This window comes from [Chlorobium] sp. 445, from assembly GCA_002763895.1.
GTDB lineage: Bacteria > Bacteroidota > Chlorobiia > Chlorobiales > Thermochlorobacteraceae > Thermochlorobacter.
Genome location: NSLH01000031.1, coordinates 1 through 17,317, shown reverse-complemented (window position 1 = coordinate 17,317; position 17,317 = coordinate 1). Strand labels below are relative to the sequence as shown.

The following is a 17,317-nucleotide window of genomic DNA, read 5'->3' as shown; positions in this document are numbered from 1 at the left end:
TACAAATGCTGCAGAGAAAGAGAGTGTATTTTTCTAATTTAACCTAAACTAAAAATGAGCAGTTACTTTGGGACGATAAAAAGGGGAGCAGAGACGGTCTTAGGAGGGCTCAAAATTACGATTGAGCACTTTGCTCGCGCGACGCGGCGCCGCGATCAGCTCTCGCCACAGGATGATGACTACTTTAAGCAGCCGTTGGGATTGGTCACGATTCAATATCCGAGTGAAGCCATTCCAACACCACCTTTTTCACGCTATCGCTTGCATAATGATGCCGTAGATTGTATTGCATGCGATCAATGTGCGCGTGCTTGCCCTGTACAATGCATCACCATCAAATCGTTCAAAGCTACCCCCGATGATATTGAAGAGCTTGGCACTACATCCGATGGCAGTAAAAAGAAACTGTGGCTCGAGCAGTTTGATATTGATATGGCAAAGTGTATGTACTGCGGCTATTGTACTTATCCATGCCCGACTGAGTGCTTGACGATGACACCGGTACATGACTTTTCAGAATTTGACCGCAGTAATTTCATCTACCACTTTGGTGCGATGACGAAAGCTAAAGCAGCTGAAAAGCGCGCCAAGCTGGCAAAGTATGAAGAAGAAGAAAAGGCAAGAAAAGCCGCGGCACCTAAGCCTGCAGCTGGAGCTGGCGCAGCCCGAACACCACTAGCGGCAAAAGCAGCGGCAGCAAAAGCTGAACCGGCAGCATCAGCTGAAGCTACTGCTGCACCAGCCGATGCGCCAAAACCAGCCCCGAAAATGTCGCCAATGATGGCAGCAAAACTGGCGGCAAAGAAAGCCGAGTCAGGCGAAACTACTGCACCAGAAGCAAAATCGACTGAAGGAGCTGCACCGGCCGATGCACCAAAGCCAGCACCAAAACTTTCACCAATGATGCAAAAAAAGCTCGCTGAGGCAGAAGCAAAGCGCAAAGCTGAAGGCGGCGAGAGCAATACTTGATTGTGATGCGTTCGGCAGGTTCGAGTAGGACAAGCGCCTACTGGGAACACTGCCGGAGTGTTGCAAAGACGAAAGGTGCTGTAATCAGAATTGAGGTAACTTTCGCTAAACGCTTAAAATAACAAGACAATGCAAGACCTGACCTACCAAGTGATTTTCTATCTTTTCGCGGCGATTATTGTTGTATCGGGCGCGTTTGTGGTGTTCTCAAAAAATATCATTTACTCCGCTTTCTCGCTGCTCTTTACGCTTTTTGGTGTGGCAGCGATGTATGTGTTTCTCAATGCGGATTTTATCGCTGTAACACAAGTTGTGGTCTATGTCGGTGGCATTTTAGTACTTCTACTGTTCGGAGTGATGCTCACAAACAAAATCACACAGGAAAAGTTGCGTACCGATGTGTTCAACTTTGCGCCTGGACTAATTGCCATGCTTGGCATTTTAGCAGCGATACTCTATGCATTTCTCTATCGTGCCAAATGGGTAGAAGTAGCGCCGCGCAATGGATCGGTCGTAGAGTCTATTGGCTATGAGACAATGTCGAACTACATCTTGCCATTCGAGATTGTCTCCATCTTGCTGCTTGTAGCGCTGATGGGTGCAGCTTATATCGCCCGTCCTGATCGCACGAAAATTACCGAAATGATTCGCCGTCTGGAAAACTAATCTCTTTAACTCAACTGCACTGAACGATGCCTGAAATTGGACTAAACCACTATCTCGTGCTCTCTGCAATTCTGTTTTCGCTGGGACTCTTTGGCGTGATGACGCGCAAAAATGCTGTTGTAGCTTTGATGGGTGTAGAACTCATCCTCAATGCGGCAAATCTCAACTTGATTGCATTTTCTAAATACACAGGGACAATGAACGGGGTAATGTTCAGTGTGTTTGTGATTGTGCTAGCAGCAGCTGAAGCGGCAATTGCGCTTGCCATCGTGCTCAACATTTACTCAACCTTCCGCACGGTGGACTTAAGCGAAATCGATACGATGCGTGAATAAAAGATGCATGAAAGATGCATGTAAAACTGCAAGGAATGCAAAAGTTTAACTCGAACTCTAAACCTAAACAATGATGGATCCGCTGATTCAGTTTTGCATTTACATTCTTCTTTTGCCACTGCTATCCTTTACAGTGCAAATTTTCTTTTCGGGCAAGTTGCCGCGTCAAGGTGATTTTTTAGCATCAGGTATCATTGGTATTGCGCTTGCCCTCTCACTCTATGTGGCTGTGCAAGTCATCGGACAGGGCAACCCAGACTATCGTCTCGAGTGGCACTTTACTTGGGTAGACTTTGGCAATGTGCCTGGCTGGGGTGAGCTGAAGTTTAAAATGGGCATCTTGCTCGACAACATCACGGCAATCATGCTGGTGGTGGTAACCGGAATCAGTTTCCTCGTACATGTCTTTTCAATAGGCTATATGGAAGGTGAGCCACGCTACGGTCGCTACTTCGGCTATTTGGGCCTCTTCACCTTCTCGATGCTCGGCATTGTCCTTGTCGATAACTTCTTTGCGATTTACTGCTTCTGGGAACTAGTCGGCTTATCATCCTTCCTGCTTATCGGCTTCTACTTTGAAAGAGACTCTGCAACAAATGCACAAAACAAAGCCTTTTTCCTCAATCGCGTAGGTGATATTGGTTTCTGGCTCGGCATTTTGATTCTCTATTCGCAGTTCAAAACCTTTAACTACTCGGAAATTTACACTGCCGTAGCTGCTGGACAGTGGACACTCTCCGAAGGGTTGCTCACTGCAGCTGGTATCTTGCTCTTCATGGGATGCGTGGGTAAGTCTGCACAATTTCCGCTGCACACATGGTTGCCAGATGCCATGGAAGGTCCAACGCCGGTCTCAGCACTGATTCACGCAGCAACGATGGTGGCGGCAGGAGTGTATCTGCTCGCACGCGTCTTCGTCATTCTTACTGTCGACGCCTTACATGTTATTGCAATTATCGGTGCAGTAACAGCGTTCTTTGCTGCCACGATTGCCATCACGCAGAACGATATCAAACGCGTGCTGGCATACTCGACGCTCTCACAACTTGGGTATATGGTTATGGGCATGGGCGTTGGCGCATTTGCAGCAGCGTTCTTCCACCTGGTTACACACGCCTTCTTCAAAGCCGGTCTTTTTCTTGGCTCAGGCTCTGTTATTCATGCGGCGCACCACGAACAAGATATGCGCTACATGGGAGGCTTACGCCAGAAAATGCCCATCACATTTGCAACCTTCACAGTCTGTCTCTTTGCACTCTCAGGTCTACCGCTCTTTACAGGATTTCTAAGCAAAGATGCCATTCTTGCAGGGGTACTTGGGTTTTCAAGCGTTGAAGGTGGAGCATGGTCAATTGTGCCGATTCTGGGTTTTGGTGCAGCCTTGCTGACACCATTCTACATGGGACGCCAGTGGTTTATGGTCTTCTTCGGTGAAAATCGCGCACACGAAAAACCCGCCTCTGCACATGATGACGATCATCATCACGGACATGACGAGGCACATCACGGCGAAATTCATGAATCCGCATGGGTGATGACAGCACCACTGATTGTGCTAGCGCTCATGTCGTTCTGGTTTATCTTTTCACCTAATCCGCTCTCTGCTGAAAAAAGCTGGTTCTTGAGTCTCATTAAGACCCCAGAGACACTCGTCAAATTTGACAAGGGAGCAGAACCACAAGCAGAAGTAACAAAGGCAGTAGCCGTTAAAACCGTAAGCATGGATGCGACAACTGCACCACAGTCACATAGCGGACACGGCGATGAGACACATTCCGATACACATGCGCCAGCTCACGGCGAATCACGTCAGGCGAAATTGGAACATGCTGCACACGAAGCACACGGAACTGCTGTTACACTGTCCATTAGCTTTGCAATCATCGGTCTGCTGTTGGCATTCCTTGTCTATCAGAAAGGGATAGGAGCGCTTGGTATGCCGTTTGAATTCTTGAGCAAAGCCATGACATGGTTCAATAACGCCATCCCAGAAGGATTGATTGTCAGCGGAGGCGCCAGTTTCGGCAAGTCGTTCTCTAATCTCAATGGCATCTTGGATAAGAACGTGGTCGATGGACTAGTAAATCTCTCTGGCATGCTGGTTCAACTTTTTGGGATTGTGCTGCGCAAAGTGCAGACGGGCAGAGTACAAACCTATATTGCCATACTTCTGCTGGCGATGATCACGTACTTTGTTTTTGCTTTCAGACCTTGAAGTTTTGAAAATGGTGAGATAAAGTTTTCAGAAACGCTTAAAACGCTATCCAAACCACATGGAACTGACGCTGATTACATTTTTGCCTATGGTGGCAGCTGCAATTATCCTCTTTATACCTGCCACACAAAAGCAACTTATCCGGGTGATTTCTCTTGTTGCGGCATTAGGGCAAGTTGCGCTTAGCCTTTGGATCTGGAAAGGCTACAACTATTCGCTGGCTGGCATCAACGACCCAAAGTCGTTTCAGTTTGTTGAAAAGGTCAAGTGGATCGACTTGCAACTTGGTGACTTCTCGTTCAATGTCGATTACTTCATGGGCGTGGATGGTCTCTCCATCACGATGGTGATTCTGACCGTTGTCGTCTCCGCAATCGGCGTGATTTCAAGCTGGACAATTGAGAAGTCTGTCAAAGGCTATTTCTTACTCTACAATGTGCTTTCGACAGCGATGGTAGGGTGCTTTGTTGCCTTAGATTTCTTCCTGTTCTACATCTTTTGGGAATTAATGCTTGTGCCCATGTATTTCCTCATTGGCATCTGGGGCGGTCCGAATCGTGAATACGCAGCCATGAAGTTTTTCCTCTACACACTCTTCGGCTCCGTCTTTATGCTGCTGGTTACGATTGGACTTTACTTCAGTGTCGTGGATCCTGAAACAGGGAAGAACACCTTCAGCATTATTGCCATGTCTGACCAAAAGAACTTCCTGCCTGATAGCATTTTCGGCGGTAGCAGAACAGTAATGCGATATCTGGCATTTATTGGTTTGTTTCTTGCTTTTGCAATCAAAGTGCCTGTTTTTCCCTTTCACACATGGTTGCCTGATGCGCACGTGGAAGCCCCAACGCCGATGTCAGTTATTCTGGGCGGTATCTTGCTTAAGCTAGGTGGATATGGATTCTTGCGCATCAACTTCCCAATTTTCCCTGAAGTCTTTGGTGCGCTTGCTTATTCGCTGGCTGTGCTTGGCGCTATCAATATCATCTATGGTGCATTCTGCGCAATTGCACAAAAGATTTGAAAAAATGGTGGCGTATTCGTCGGTCTCCCATATGGGCTTTGTGCTGATTGGGATTGCCTCTGTTACAACCGAAGGGATGACTGGTGCGATGATGCAAATGTTTAGCCATGGCATCCTGACGCCGATGCTCTTCATTTTAGTCGGTGTGATTTATGATCGCGCCCATACGCGCGAGATTGAGCGCTTTGGCGGGCTTGCAAAATATATGCCTGTCTACACAGGCTTCGTGATCGCAACATTTATGGCATCGCTGGGTATGCCCGGTCTCTCTGGATTTATTGCAGAGTCCTTCGTGTTCCTTGGCGCCTTCCGCTCAGAGCTCACACGACCTATCGCTGTAATTTCAACCCTCGGTATCTTGCTCAGCGCCGGATATTTACTCTGGGCACTGCAACGCGTCTATTTTGGCAAACGCAAGGAAAATGCAGCCTATGATGTTCAAGGCGAGCACGGACATGAGCATGCTCATTTCCATGATTGGAATGGCAAAATAGACCTTGATGCACGCGAGGTGATGATGCTCGCACCACAACTTGCCATCGTCGTATTGCTTGGTGTTTATCCCTCATTGCTCACAGACCTGATGATGCCAAGTATGAACAAAATCGTGGAAATCTTAGCGCCAACCGTGCAGAATGTTGCAACTGCATTTTTAAAGTGATAATTATTGAGGTCGGAGTGCCGCATAGAGAAAGCGTAAGTAGAAAATCAGTGAAGTAAGTTTAATTTGGATGTCTAAATTAACTTTCAAACATCACAACGTGTATGCCAGTTGACATCAAGACGCTTGGGGAAGTTTTGCAAAATAGCGTGTCTGCCTTTGTCCCTGAGCTTAGCCTGTCCATTCTCTTTTTGGTGCTCGTGTTTGTCGACATGCTGACAAAAGGGAATAGGCTCATCATACCTGCGCTAGCAATTGCAGGTATGGTCATAACTGGGGTCTTTGTCTATCAGCAGCATTCATTTCCAGCAGAGCAGAAGTTCTTTGGAATGATTGCAATCGACCCCTTTGCCATTTTCTTCAAATATCTCTTCTTAGGCTCAGGCATTCTTGCAGTGCTCATTTCAATGGATTCTGAAGAACTCAATGAGCCAAAGTCGCGCAGCATGGGCGAGTACTATGCGATTCTCGTCGCAATGGTGCTGGGCATGTTCCTAATGGCTTCGGCAACCGATATGCTCATGATGTTTCTCTCGCTGGAACTGGTAAGTATTTCATCTTACATTCTCACAGGCTATCTCAAAGGACAAGTGCGTTCCTCAGAGGCAGCGTTGAAATACATCATCTACGGCGCAGTATCCTCCGGCTTGATGATTTATGGGATTTCCATTCTGTATGGCTTAACAGGACAGACTAACATCTTCAAAATCAATGAGTTTCTGATGAGCCACCCAGTTGATGGTGTAACACTGCTGCTTGCCGCACTCTTGATTATGGGAGGATTTGGCTACAAAATTGGTGCCGTGCCGTTCCACTTCTGGTCGCCTGATGCTTATGAAGGCGCCCCAACACCTGTGACAGCGTTTCTTTCCGTAGGCTCAAAAGCAGCAGGATTTGCAATGCTGATGCGCTTCTTCCGCGTAACGATACCGACAGGAACAGGAGAAGGCATAATCGGCATTGATTGGGTAACTATGCTATCTGTGTTTGCGCTTGCATCTATGATTTTGGGAAATGTGGTCGCAATCTGGCAGAGCAGTGTTAAGCGCCTGCTGGCATACTCATCGGTAGCGCATGCTGGCTATCTACTGCTGGGCGTGCTTGTGGCTGATGACCTCGGTACACAAGCCGTGATGTTCTACCTTGCAGCCTATACAGTAATGAATGTCGGCGCATTCTTTGTTACTGTTCTGATTGCTAATAAAAATTGGTAGTGATGATGTCAATGATTACAAAGGACTGGGCAAGCGAATGCCGCTGGCAGCAGCCGCACTTACAATTTTCCTCGTCTCACTGACGGGATTGCCACCGACCGTCGGCTTCATCGGTAAGTACATGATCTTTGCAGCACTCTTGCAGAAGGGAACATTGTACCTTGGTCTGGCACTCGTAGGTATCCTGACCAGTGTCGTCTCGCTTTACTACTATTTCAAGATTCCGCTCAACATGTATCTGCGTGAGCCAGAAAGCGGAAACACATCTGAGTTTAGTGTTGGGGTATGGTCTAATGCTATGGTGGCTTTACTTGCAGTTCTAACTGTGGTATTAGGTTTATTCTTCATGCCGCTAGCAAATTTGGCAAAGAACTCTGTGGGTATTTTAGGTGCAATGCTCTTGCGCTAATACGGCGCTTAGAAGTAATTTTGAGGCAGCCACAGTGCTGCCTTTTTTTGTGGAAAATCTAATTATCTGTTATTGCAAAAAAAACACACAAAATGAAAGGAAAAACAAACATCACAATAGCAGGAAAGTGCCTATTTCTATACGCTTTGCTATTACTCTTTACCTCATCTACCGCAATCGCTCAAAGCGATAAAACACCTGCTTCAACTGCCGCACCAAAGAATGCGCCAAAAAAGCCAAAGAAAAAAGTCTTGATTGATGCACCTATCACCGCTACGACGCAAGACGGAAGAACTGTGATTTTACGACCTAATGGGCGGTGGGAATTTACAGCCAACCCCGTTGCTAAACGGGATTCCGTGCCTGCACCACCCAAGCGTCCACCTGAGAGCCTCATCCTTGCTATGAAGGAACTGCACAAGATGCAGGCTGCTACCGAAGTTGGTATCACACTTCAAGAGTACAGCTCACGCCTTATCGAACTTAAAGCCAGCGTTGATGAGGCTCTGCGACAAGTGTCTGACCCAGACCTAAAAAGAGAACTACGCTTTGCCGTAGAGGCGTATTCCGATGGGCTGGATTTGTGGAACAGGCAGCTTAACACGCGTTATCCGCTTAAACAATCAGGTGATATGCTGCGTGAAGAAGCTAAAGACATCTGCGAGAAATACGGTATCAAAGAATTCTCGACCTCCACAGGCGGCGCAGAAATCGTCAATGGCAAAAAAGTGCTGAACTTTATTTGGTTTTTTGCAAAAACCGCAGTTGAAAAAGCGGATAAACTTGTGGCAAAGCAAACGAGCAACTGAACCCTGTGTGTGCAGAGTGCAGTAGGGTAGTGCAGAGAGGTAACTTGGCTGGTTAGGAAATTTGCAGCCAAGCGCTATCTTTCTTGCTGCAGCACATTCATTAAAAAAAGGAGGCAAAATGAAACGTCGCATCACACTCATTGCACTCATCTGCTTTAGCAGTACAAGCGTACTCGCACAGGTATCAGCAGAGAGTTGGTCACCAGAGTTACAAATGAAAGTCAAAACAGTTGGGTCGCCGCGTCTTTCGCCTGATGGCAAACTGGTGGTCTACACTATCACAGATGCTGTGATGACTGCCGACAAAAGCGAGTTCGTCACGCAAATCTGGTTAGGCTCTGCTGATCGAAAAGAAAATCGGCAACTCACCTTCAATGAAAAATCATCTACTAACCCTAAATGGTCGCCTGATGGCAAGGCAATTGCATTTCTCTCGCCGCGAAAAGAAAATCGCAATAACCTTTATCTTTTGCCTTTGAACGGCGGAGAAGCAGAGGCGCTTACAGAGTTCACTAGGAGCAGTATCTCAGATTTTGAGTGGTCACCTGATGGAAAAGCAATTGCGTTTACGATGCAAGATCCGAAGACAGAAGAGGAAGAAAAAAATGAGAAGGGAAAAAATGACTACCGCTGGGTCAATGAAAACATCAAGATGTCGCACCTTTATCTTTTGCCTATTCAAAAAGATGCAAGCGGCAAGCGCGAGGTACGCAGACTGACAACTGGAAATTACTCTGTCAGTAGTTTTGATTGGTCACCTGATAGCAAGCGTATAGTGTTTGCGCATACAACCTCACCGAGCCCTAACGATTGGATGACATCAGATCTTTCACTTGTTGAAGTCGAAACAGGTAAAGTTACTCCATTTGTAAATACTGCAGCTGCGGAAACCTCTCCCAAGTTTTCACCAGATGGACGCACCATCGCTTTTCTTGCCAGCGATATTCCACCACGCTGGGCGCAAAGTCGGACTATCCAGATTGTAGCTTCAACTGGAGGACAGCCAAGGAGCCTACCAGCGTCAAATGACGGTCAGCCAGTCCTGATTGGTTGGTCGGCAGACAGCAAACGCATTTATTTTACTGAAGCCAAAGGGACACTCTCGCAGATTTACAGCGTTGATCTTAACGCAAGCCGAATTGACGAACTGCGACTTCCGCCAGCGGTTTATACCGCCCCCCATCTGGACGCATCAGGTAAAATGCTGACCTTTGTCAGACAAACTTCTGAGTCTCCACAGGAAGTTTTTGCCGCATCACTGACGACCTTTTCACCTGTGCAGATCTCTCGTGCTAATGCAGACTTGAAACTTCCGCCAATAGGCAAAACTGAACTTATTCGCTGGAAAAGCACTGATGGTCGTGAAATTGAAGGGCTGCTCACTTACCCTGTAGGATACACACCAGGCAAAAAGGTGCCGCTCATCTTGAACATTCATGGCGGTCCTGCTGGAGTATTCCAGCAGACCTTTAACGGTGGTCGCGGTATTTACCCAATTGCAACATTTTCAGCAAAAGGATATGCTGTTTTGCGTCCAAATCCACGTGGTTCATCGGGGTATGGTGTAGAGTTTCGTCGTGCAAATTTCAAAGACTGGGGTGGAATGGACTACCAAGACCTCATGACTGGTGTTGACAAAGTGATTGAGATGGGTGTTGCAGATCCTAATCGACTCGGAGTGATGGGCTGGAGTTATGGTGGATTTATGACCTCGTGGATTGTTACCCAAACAAATCGCTTCAAAGCCGCTTCCGCTGGCGCACCAGTTACAAATCTCACAAGTTTTACTACCACAGCGGATATCACTGCATTTATTCCTGACTATTTCGGCGGTCAATTTTGGGATGCACCTGAAGTCTATCAAAAACATTCGCCGATTTCCTTCGTGAAGTCTGTTACCACACCTACGATGATTCAGCATGGTACAGCTGATGTACGCGTGCCTATCTCACAAGGCATGGAATTCTTTAATGCACTCAAAGCTCGGGGAATTCCAACGCGTATGTTGGAACTGCCGCGTCAGCCACATGGACCCAATGAACCTAAAATGATGCTGATTGTGATGCAATCTAACTTGGAGTGGTTTGAAAAATATCTCGGCGAGAAAGCTGCAACTGGGGCCACAGCGCCATAGGCAAGGGAGCAGAACTAGAGCGGTGCTTGATAGAATGCTTTGCTTTGGGTAAGACTGCCTCAGAAACTCGAAGAGAAAAGCCCGTGATTTCACGGGCTTACTTTTTTGTGGCGGGGATAGGACTTGAACCTATAACCTTCGGGTTATGAGCCCGACGAGCTACCAATTGCTCCACCCCGCGGTGTACTTTGCCGTGTGGTTGGAACGCAAAGATAATACATTTGTTTCAAATATGCAACTGAAATGTGATCAATCTGTTAGTTATTGAACAGTGTGCCAAAAATAAGGTTAATCGATATACCGTGAAATAAAGACACGCGTGAGTCGCGAAGCAATTCGACGCCAGACGGTAAGTAGTTGGCAATATAGCGCACGGCAATACCTTGTAACATGAGGAAGTTTGTGCCAAAGTATGCCCCAGCACCAACATATCCATTGATACCAAATGTCACACCATACGGACTGAAAATCGAACCTGAGAAGTCGTAGTTTATTGGTATGTCTGGTACGCCACTTGGTAAGGAAGCAATGCGGTGAATATAGCCGAGCGTTGGACCGGCGCCAACTTCTACAAATGGTCTGAACGAGCTGGTAATATCGCGCCGAAATAGCCTTTGTTGAAGTCCGACACTTCCTGTTAGCATCACTAGCCCGAAGCGTTTTGGGAAGCCATCTGGTCCAAAGACAATATTTTGTCCCGTCCATGGGTCAAATCGGTCAATTTCAGCTGGGTCTCTTCCAGTTGTCAAACCAATGCTAATCAAGCTAATCACGTCAGGTGAATGCTGATGCACAAAGTTGAAAGAGGCAACGAAGCTGTTCGTCGTCAGTCCAATGACACCGGCAAGACCTGCACGCGGTCGGAACGCACCGCCATAGAATGCCATTTCCTCGTCTTCAGTGTCGTCATAGACTTTGAGTGTATCTGTGCTGGCAGGAGAGGCTAAAGCTACGGCTGACCAGCATACAGCTAGGAAAAAGCAAAATATCAACCCTGAAAGAAGGCAACGGAAACGCAGCAGGTGTTTCTTGCTCAACAGTGTTGCGTCAGGTATCGCAGTATCACCGACAGTGAAGTTTGTGAGTTGCATAGCCGGTTCACGCTTTGAGTTACAGGATCAAGGTAAAGGATAAAATAAAAACAAATTTCAGTACATCTTCAAGTGTAAGTGATTGGATGTTTTACGATTGCCATTTATTTGCATTGTTCTTTTTTATTTGTTGTATAAGGTAAATTATGTAAAGTAATGTTTATAATGAGACATGCCATGCTATCCTATCTACCATTCTCACGTAAGGCTCCACCAAGTTTTGGGTGCCATGCTTTTCCGAACGATTCCTCGTAACAAAACTGCGACACATCTTTACGCTGTTTGCTTGTCCAGTCAATTGTGGGACGTGGAGTTGTTTCATCAATATAGCCTAAACGAAACAGCGCAATCAGTTCATAATCCGGTGGCGGTGCAATTAAGTCGATACACTTTTGCCAATACTCGCTGCCAGCTTCCATGGGTAAGGAAATGAATTGTACGCCGATATTCAGCGCTGTGGCGGTAAGCCAGATATTTTCAATAGCCATACCGAGTGCAAGCAAGCAATACATACCTGACTTTTCTTCAGGCTTATACTCATCTTTTGAGAGCAAAACTCCCAAAATCAGCGGTGAGCGTGCCACCAATTTTTTGGAATCAATCGCTAAAATCCATGGAACCCGCAGTTTATTCATCATTTCACCACCTTTCTCTGAAAAAAGGTAACGAATGAACGGTTTGAGCACTCCGGGCATATTGTCAATATAGATACCATCACCAGATTTTTCGACTTCCTCTTTACTAAAACGAAAATACTTTAGATACCGCTTCCAAAAATCACCCTTTTCCATTACCACACGCATGGACTGCCCAGCGATTTTACCAAGCTCCCTACGCTGCTTTTCATCGCGTATCAACACAAAACGCCAAGGTTGAGAGTTAAAATGACTTGGGGCGTAGCTTGCCGCTTCCATCAGCATTTTAATATGCTCTTCCGACAGCGGCTTATCCAGGAAATATCCGTTTGTCGTTCTTCTCTGCTTGATAAGCTCAAAAATATCTTTTTGGATGTTTTGCATTTTTTTCTTTAAGTTCTTATTTCAAAAGTAGTAAACCAAAATAGCTGAATACGTCAGAAAGCAAAATAACGCGTATTGCCAGTGCCGTGCGGTTCTGCCACGAAACCGTGTCATGCCAAAGAGTAGACCTGCCATGAGAATCAGTAGCAGCGGGAACTCTCCTGATAGGAACTCCTCTACTGTAGCGGCAATAATTGAAACCATAACGCAGAAATACAGACCATGGTGCATTACTCTAAACCGCGTGGCATCAATAATGTGTGATTTTGCTAGTATTCCATAAGTGAAATTTGCAAGAAAGAGGCTATAAGCAATTTTTATTAACATAATTTTAGATTTTGCGCATTACGTTCAATGCATCTTCTTCTGCTTTAATTCTCACTTTCAGAATAATATGGTTCAACACTGAGAAGATAATTGCTGTTGCTAGAAGTCCAAAAATCATCGGTGCAACAAATATCTCTATTCTTACAATCCAATAATTTGGATGCTTGATGTAACGATAAATTCCCCGTTCCACTTTTGGGGCGCTTGGTAAAACAAAAATTCTTGTATTCCAGAATTTCCCTAATGTCGCAATGACTGCATACCGCCCAACTTGAGCCAGTAGAAAAATCCCAAACCAGATATACCATCCTTCTGACATGTACGGCTTGCGCATCGTATATTCTACTATCATTGACAAAAACCAACTTACATGCATCATTACCATCCACTTGTAATGCTCTGCTCCTACTTCATATCCACCTTGTGATTGTATCCACACCGCATTGCGTTTGGCGATCCAAAGCTCACTGAGGCGTTGCAACGCTAATACTGCAATGAAAGCGGCAAAATACATTGTACTTTTTTCTAGTGCCAATGTAATAAAACCAATTCAGCTGAAAACCCGGGTCCGAGCGCTGTCATTAAACCAAATGCATTGCACTCATCCGGATAAGTCTCCAAAAATCTCTTAAGAATGAAGAGGATAGTTACTGCAGACATATTTCCACACTCACGCAACACTGCCCGTGCATGTTCTAATTGAGCAGGCAAAATTCCAATTTTTTCATAAGCATCAAGCACTTTTTTTCCACCCGGATGCGTGATAAAATGCTTAATATCTGAAAACTTTAAGCTCTTTTTTGCAAGAATTTATCAATACAGTCTTTCAAGAAACTTCGTACAATTTCGGGCACATCTCTTGAAAGCAGGACCTTAAAGCCATATTCACCGAACTGCCAGCCCATCACGTCCAAAGAGTTTGGAAGCGTCTCTGTTGCTGAATCTACAAGACAGGGACGCGAGGCAGAACTCGGCAACGAGACTTTATCGCCAGTAACCATTACAGCGGCGGCACCATCGGCAAACAGTGCACTTGAGATCATTGCTGCTTTCGAAAGGTCATTGCGCACAAAAGTTAGTCCGCAGAGCTCTAGCACCACAATGAGAATTTTTTGTGTCGGTTGTGCCTTCGCTAGCTGCATTGCCCAGGCTAGTGAGGCCGCTCCACCTGCGCACCCAATGCCCCAAATTGGCAATCGTCGCACATCTTTACGAAAGGGTAAGCGCTCAATGAGCCGCGCATCCATGGTTGGCGTAGAAAGCCCCGTCGTTGAGACAAAAATCAGGCAATCTACTTCATCATACCCGATGCCCGCACTCTGTAAGGCATTCTCGATAGCCTGTTCTGAGAGTTTTAGCCCTTCTTCAATGTAGAGATTATTTTTACCTCAAACGATTTCGAGGACGCAAACCATTCTGCCGGTACACAAAAGTAGCGTGAGTCAATTGCAGTATGATCGTAGATTGCAAGCAGTCGGTCAGGGTCTCCTTTATAGACTTCGCCGTATAAGTTTAGCGCAAATGCTTTGCTTTCTTCTCGCGATACCTTGTAGCGAGGCAATGCTGTACCAACAGCTTGAATTTTGGGCATAAGGCTTCTGAATTTCATTCAAGGTTTGAGAGATATATGTTCCCCCTATTCTAAGCGACTGTGCAAAGCGTGCTTATCTTGCAGTGTCGCTTGCTGCTTCTGACTATAAGTCAAAGTTACAGTTAATGGTTTCGTGATACTGAACTTTGCCACACGTTCTTTTTCAGCGTGAAAGATTTTTTCTATATTCATTTTTGCAAAATAGCAGCATCCCCCTTAAACCAAACAAACAAAGTTGCTTTGTCATGGCAAAAATTGATGTCGTAATGCCAAAAATGGGTGAGAGCCTGATGGAAGGCACCATCTTAGAATGGCTCAAAAAGGTTGGCGACCCTATACAGAAGGATGAAAATCTTCTAAGAATTGCAACGGATAAAGTTGATACGGATGTACCTGCACCTGAGAGCGGAGTTGTCGCAGAGATTCTTTATCCTGAAAACACCACGGTTGCGGTAGGTGAGACTATCGCCCGCATTGAGACTGAAGCTAGTGTCGCTGTTGCTCCAAGTGTATCAACACCTGCACCAACGGTTAGTGCCTCTACCTCTGCGGTGCAATCGCCCACTGCAGCTACACCACTCGAGGTTACTTCTGCGCCGAGTAACGGTCATCCAACTGTCGACACACCGGCACCGTCCAGCGGTCGATTCTACTCACCTGTGGTGATGCAAATTGCACAGACCGAAGGAATTTCAATGAAAGAGCTGGAGCAAATTCCGGGCACAGGCATTGGTGGTCGGGTTACTAAAAACGATGTTCTCAACTACTTGAAATCAGGCAGAGTTGTTGCATCGCCCGCAGCAATCTCGACACCTGCGCCTACACTTGAAGCACGTGTGCAGACTGCTGCACCTGCACCGCCCACTCCAGCCCCAGCACCAAAACCCGGTTCTCCTGCTCACGATACACCACCAGCACCGAAACCGACACCTGTCGTCTATGACGCTAGTCGCTCTGAGATTATTCAGATGGATAACATGCGTCGGCTCATTGCCGAGCACATGGTGCGCTCAAAGCAGACTTCTGCGCATGTCACCTCTGTCTCTGAAGCCGATGTAACGGGACTGGTTAAACTTGTCAAGCTAAAGAAGAACGCTTTTGAAGCCGCCAACGGTGTTAAACTCACTTATACGCCATTCTTTATTGATGCCGTTGTCAAAACGCTCAAGGAATTTCCCATGCTTAATGCATCGGTTGATGGCGATAAAATTATCCTCAAAAAATATATCAACATTGGTATTGCTGTGGCGTTAGGTGAGCGCGGCTCTGGTGGTCTCATTGTCCCTGTTATCAGGGGTGCAGATGAAAAGAATCTCATTGGTCTTGCACGTGCATTGCAAGATCTTGCTACTCGTGCTCGCGCAAAAAAGCTCTTACCTGATGAAATTCAAGGTGGTACTTTTACCATCACAAACTATGGAACATCAGGCAACCTCTTTGGCGCGCCAATTATCAATCAGCCACAAGTCGCTATCTTAGGCACTGGTGCCATTGTCAAGCGTCCCGTCGTTAGAACGCTGGACGATGAGACTGATGTCATTGTGATTCGCTCTATGATGTATGTTTCGCTCTCGTATGACCACCGCATTATTGATGGTGCGCTGGCTGGATTTTTCTTGCAGTCACTTGTATCGCATTTAGAATCATACAACGAACATACACCACTCTAAAAAACATGGGGATCTGGGGTTCTGACATTTTTGATAATGACGCAGCCGCTGCTGCAAAAGCCATTTTCGAAGATGCCATTGCAGAGGGTCTGTCAGTTGCTGATGCAACCAATCGTGTCTTGACCGAACTTGGCGAAATTGCTAAAAACGAGGATGTGCTTGCTGTAATTCAACTTGCTTTAGCAGCTATGCAACTCGAGCACAAAGCGCTTGATCCTAAGCTGCGCGATGAGGTCCTGCAAATCATTCGCTCTGGCAAGAGCCTTGGACCTTGGGCAGACTTAGGTGAAACCAATCTTGCTCAACGCAAGCAAGCGCTCAGTGTGCTCGGCGCTGCACTGGCAAGCTAATCTAGCTTTGACTTATCAACAATTTAGGACTTTCTGCTAGATGAGCAGGAAATTTCATGCTTTTTTTTTGCGCAAGCTACTTTCTGCAATGAGCATGAGACTTTCTCTAAGCTGAGACTTTCTAACTTCTTTTACTTAAAATGATTACCATACCTGACCTTAAAGTTTCTGAGGCCACTTCCCCACCTAAGACTGCCGCACGTCCTGATTGGCTACGCGTAAAACTCCCGGCTGGTGAGGGGTATGCACGCCTCAAATCTCTTGTAGATACCTACAAGCTTCACACAGTGTGCGAAGAAGCGCGCTGTCCAAACATCGGCGAATGTTGGGCATCAGGCACGGCTACAATTATGATTTTAGGTGACACATGCACCCGTTCCTGTGGCTTTTGCGCTGTAAAAACTGGGCGTCCTACAGAACTGGATTTAGCCGAACCTAAGCGCGTCGGCGAAATGGTCAGGATCATGAACCTTCGCCACACGGTGATTACCAGCGTGAATCGTGACGAACTCAGCGATGGTGGTGCAAGCATTTGGGCAGAAACTATCCGAGAAATTCGCAAGCAACACCCCACTACAAAAATCGAGGTCCTAATTCCCGACTTTCAAGGTGACACCGACGCAATGGATACCGTATTTCGTGAGCAGCCCGACATTTTGAATCACAATACGGAAACGGTGCCACGTCTCTATCGTATAGTACGCCCGCAAGCAAAATATCAACGCACACTCGACCTGCTTCAACGCGCAAAAGAAAAGTTTAATCTCGTCACCAAATCAGGCATCATGGTTGGCTTAGGCGAAACGCCCGAAGAAGTCATCGAAGTAATCAAA

At 46.3% G+C, this 17,317-nt stretch carries 16 protein-coding genes, 1 tRNA gene and 2 pseudogenes; 11 read left to right on the top strand and 8 right to left on the bottom strand.

The genetic code is table 11. The features are described 5' to 3' along the window. Window positions 1–54: 54 nt before the first annotated feature. The 8 genes and pseudogenes from CMR00_10755 to CMR00_10720 all read left to right on the top strand — a co-directional run bounded on the left by CMR00_10755 (window position 55) and on the right by CMR00_10720 (window position 10,436). A complete protein-coding gene (locus CMR00_10755; GenBank protein PIO47375.1) occupies window positions 55–969 on the top strand; it encodes a 4Fe-4S ferredoxin in 915 nt (304 codons plus the stop codon). Between the two features lie 129 nt (window positions 970–1,098). Continuing rightward, window positions 1,099–1,635: an NADH-quinone oxidoreductase subunit J gene (locus tag CMR00_10750; GenBank protein ID PIO47374.1), complete on the top strand. Its 537-nt coding sequence runs from the start codon at window positions 1,099–1,101 to the stop codon at window positions 1,633–1,635. 26 nt (window positions 1,636–1,661) lie between these two features. Next, window positions 1,662–1,970, top strand: coding sequence for an NADH-quinone oxidoreductase subunit NuoK (locus tag CMR00_10745; protein ID PIO47373.1), 309 nt, complete (start codon window positions 1,662–1,664; stop codon window positions 1,968–1,970). Window positions 1,971–2,043: 73 nt separating this feature from the next. Further along, on the top strand, window positions 2,044–4,185 hold the full coding sequence (locus CMR00_10740) for an NADH-quinone oxidoreductase subunit L (protein PIO47372.1): 2,142 nt from the start codon (window positions 2,044–2,046) through the stop codon (window positions 4,183–4,185). 58 nt (window positions 4,186–4,243) lie between these two features. Further along, window positions 4,244–5,870 (top strand): annotated as a pseudogene (locus tag CMR00_10735) (oxidoreductase). A gap of 104 nt (window positions 5,871–5,974) precedes the next feature. Continuing rightward, window positions 5,975–7,493, top strand: a pseudogene (locus CMR00_10730) (NADH-quinone oxidoreductase subunit N). Between the two features lie 92 nt (window positions 7,494–7,585). After that, window positions 7,586–8,302: a hypothetical protein gene (locus tag CMR00_10725; GenBank protein PIO47371.1), complete on the top strand. Its 717-nt coding sequence runs from the start codon at window positions 7,586–7,588 to the stop codon at window positions 8,300–8,302. Between the two features lie 61 nt (window positions 8,303–8,363). Then, a complete protein-coding gene (locus tag CMR00_10720; protein ID PIO47370.1) occupies window positions 8,364–10,436 on the top strand; it encodes a hypothetical protein in 2,073 nt (690 codons plus the stop codon). Between the two features lie 105 nt (window positions 10,437–10,541). Here CMR00_10720 and CMR00_10715 read toward each other — a convergent pair. The 8 genes from CMR00_10715 to CMR00_10680 all read right to left on the bottom strand — a co-directional run bounded on the left by CMR00_10715 (window position 10,542) and on the right by CMR00_10680 (window position 14,464). After that, a tRNA-Met gene (locus CMR00_10715) sits at window positions 10,542–10,617 on the bottom strand. Window positions 10,618–10,693: 76 nt separating this feature from the next. Beyond that, window positions 10,694–11,527, bottom strand: a complete 834-nt coding sequence (locus CMR00_10710) for a hypothetical protein (GenBank protein PIO47369.1) — start codon at window positions 11,525–11,527, stop codon at window positions 10,694–10,696. A 185-nt stretch (window positions 11,528–11,712) separates the two neighbouring features. Beyond that, entirely contained in the window at window positions 11,713–12,546 is an 834-nt protein-coding gene (locus tag CMR00_10705; protein ID PIO47368.1) for a nitroreductase, read from the bottom strand. A gap of 21 nt (window positions 12,547–12,567) precedes the next feature. After that, window positions 12,568–12,873, bottom strand: coding sequence for a hypothetical protein (locus tag CMR00_10700; protein PIO47367.1), 306 nt, complete (start codon window positions 12,871–12,873; stop codon window positions 12,568–12,570). A gap of 4 nt (window positions 12,874–12,877) precedes the next feature. Beyond that, the gene (locus tag CMR00_10695; GenBank protein ID PIO47366.1) at window positions 12,878–13,387 is read right to left on the bottom strand and encodes an isoprenylcysteine carboxyl methyltransferase; all 510 of its coding nucleotides are present in this window, start codon (window positions 13,385–13,387) and stop codon (window positions 12,878–12,880) included. Window positions 13,388–13,398: 11 nt separating this feature from the next. Further along, window positions 13,399–13,683: a hypothetical protein gene (locus tag CMR00_10690; GenBank protein PIO47365.1), complete on the bottom strand. Its 285-nt coding sequence runs from the start codon at window positions 13,681–13,683 to the stop codon at window positions 13,399–13,401. Continuing rightward, window positions 13,662–14,243 (bottom strand): hypothetical protein, encoded by a 582-nt coding sequence (locus CMR00_10685; GenBank protein PIO47364.1) that lies wholly within the window; start codon window positions 14,241–14,243, stop codon window positions 13,662–13,664. Before CMR00_10685 ends, CMR00_10690 begins: the two co-directional genes overlap by 22 nt. Further along, window positions 14,228–14,464: a hypothetical protein gene (locus tag CMR00_10680; protein ID PIO47363.1), complete on the bottom strand. Its 237-nt coding sequence runs from the start codon at window positions 14,462–14,464 to the stop codon at window positions 14,228–14,230. The genes CMR00_10685 and CMR00_10680 overlap by 16 nt, the downstream gene beginning before the upstream one ends. Before the next feature lie 245 nt (window positions 14,465–14,709). Between CMR00_10680 and CMR00_10675 the strand changes: the two genes are divergently transcribed. The 3 genes from CMR00_10675 to CMR00_10665 all read left to right on the top strand — a co-directional run. Continuing rightward, the gene (locus tag CMR00_10675; protein ID PIO47362.1) at window positions 14,710–16,134 is read left to right on the top strand and encodes a hypothetical protein; all 1,425 of its coding nucleotides are present in this window, start codon (window positions 14,710–14,712) and stop codon (window positions 16,132–16,134) included. A 5-nt stretch (window positions 16,135–16,139) separates the two neighbouring features. Then, window positions 16,140–16,484, top strand: a complete 345-nt coding sequence (locus CMR00_10670; GenBank protein ID PIO47361.1) for a hypothetical protein — start codon at window positions 16,140–16,142, stop codon at window positions 16,482–16,484. A 140-nt stretch (window positions 16,485–16,624) separates the two neighbouring features. After that, window positions 16,625–17,317 (top strand): lipoyl synthase (locus tag CMR00_10665; GenBank protein PIO47360.1); only part of this gene is annotated, 693 nt, incomplete at its 3' end.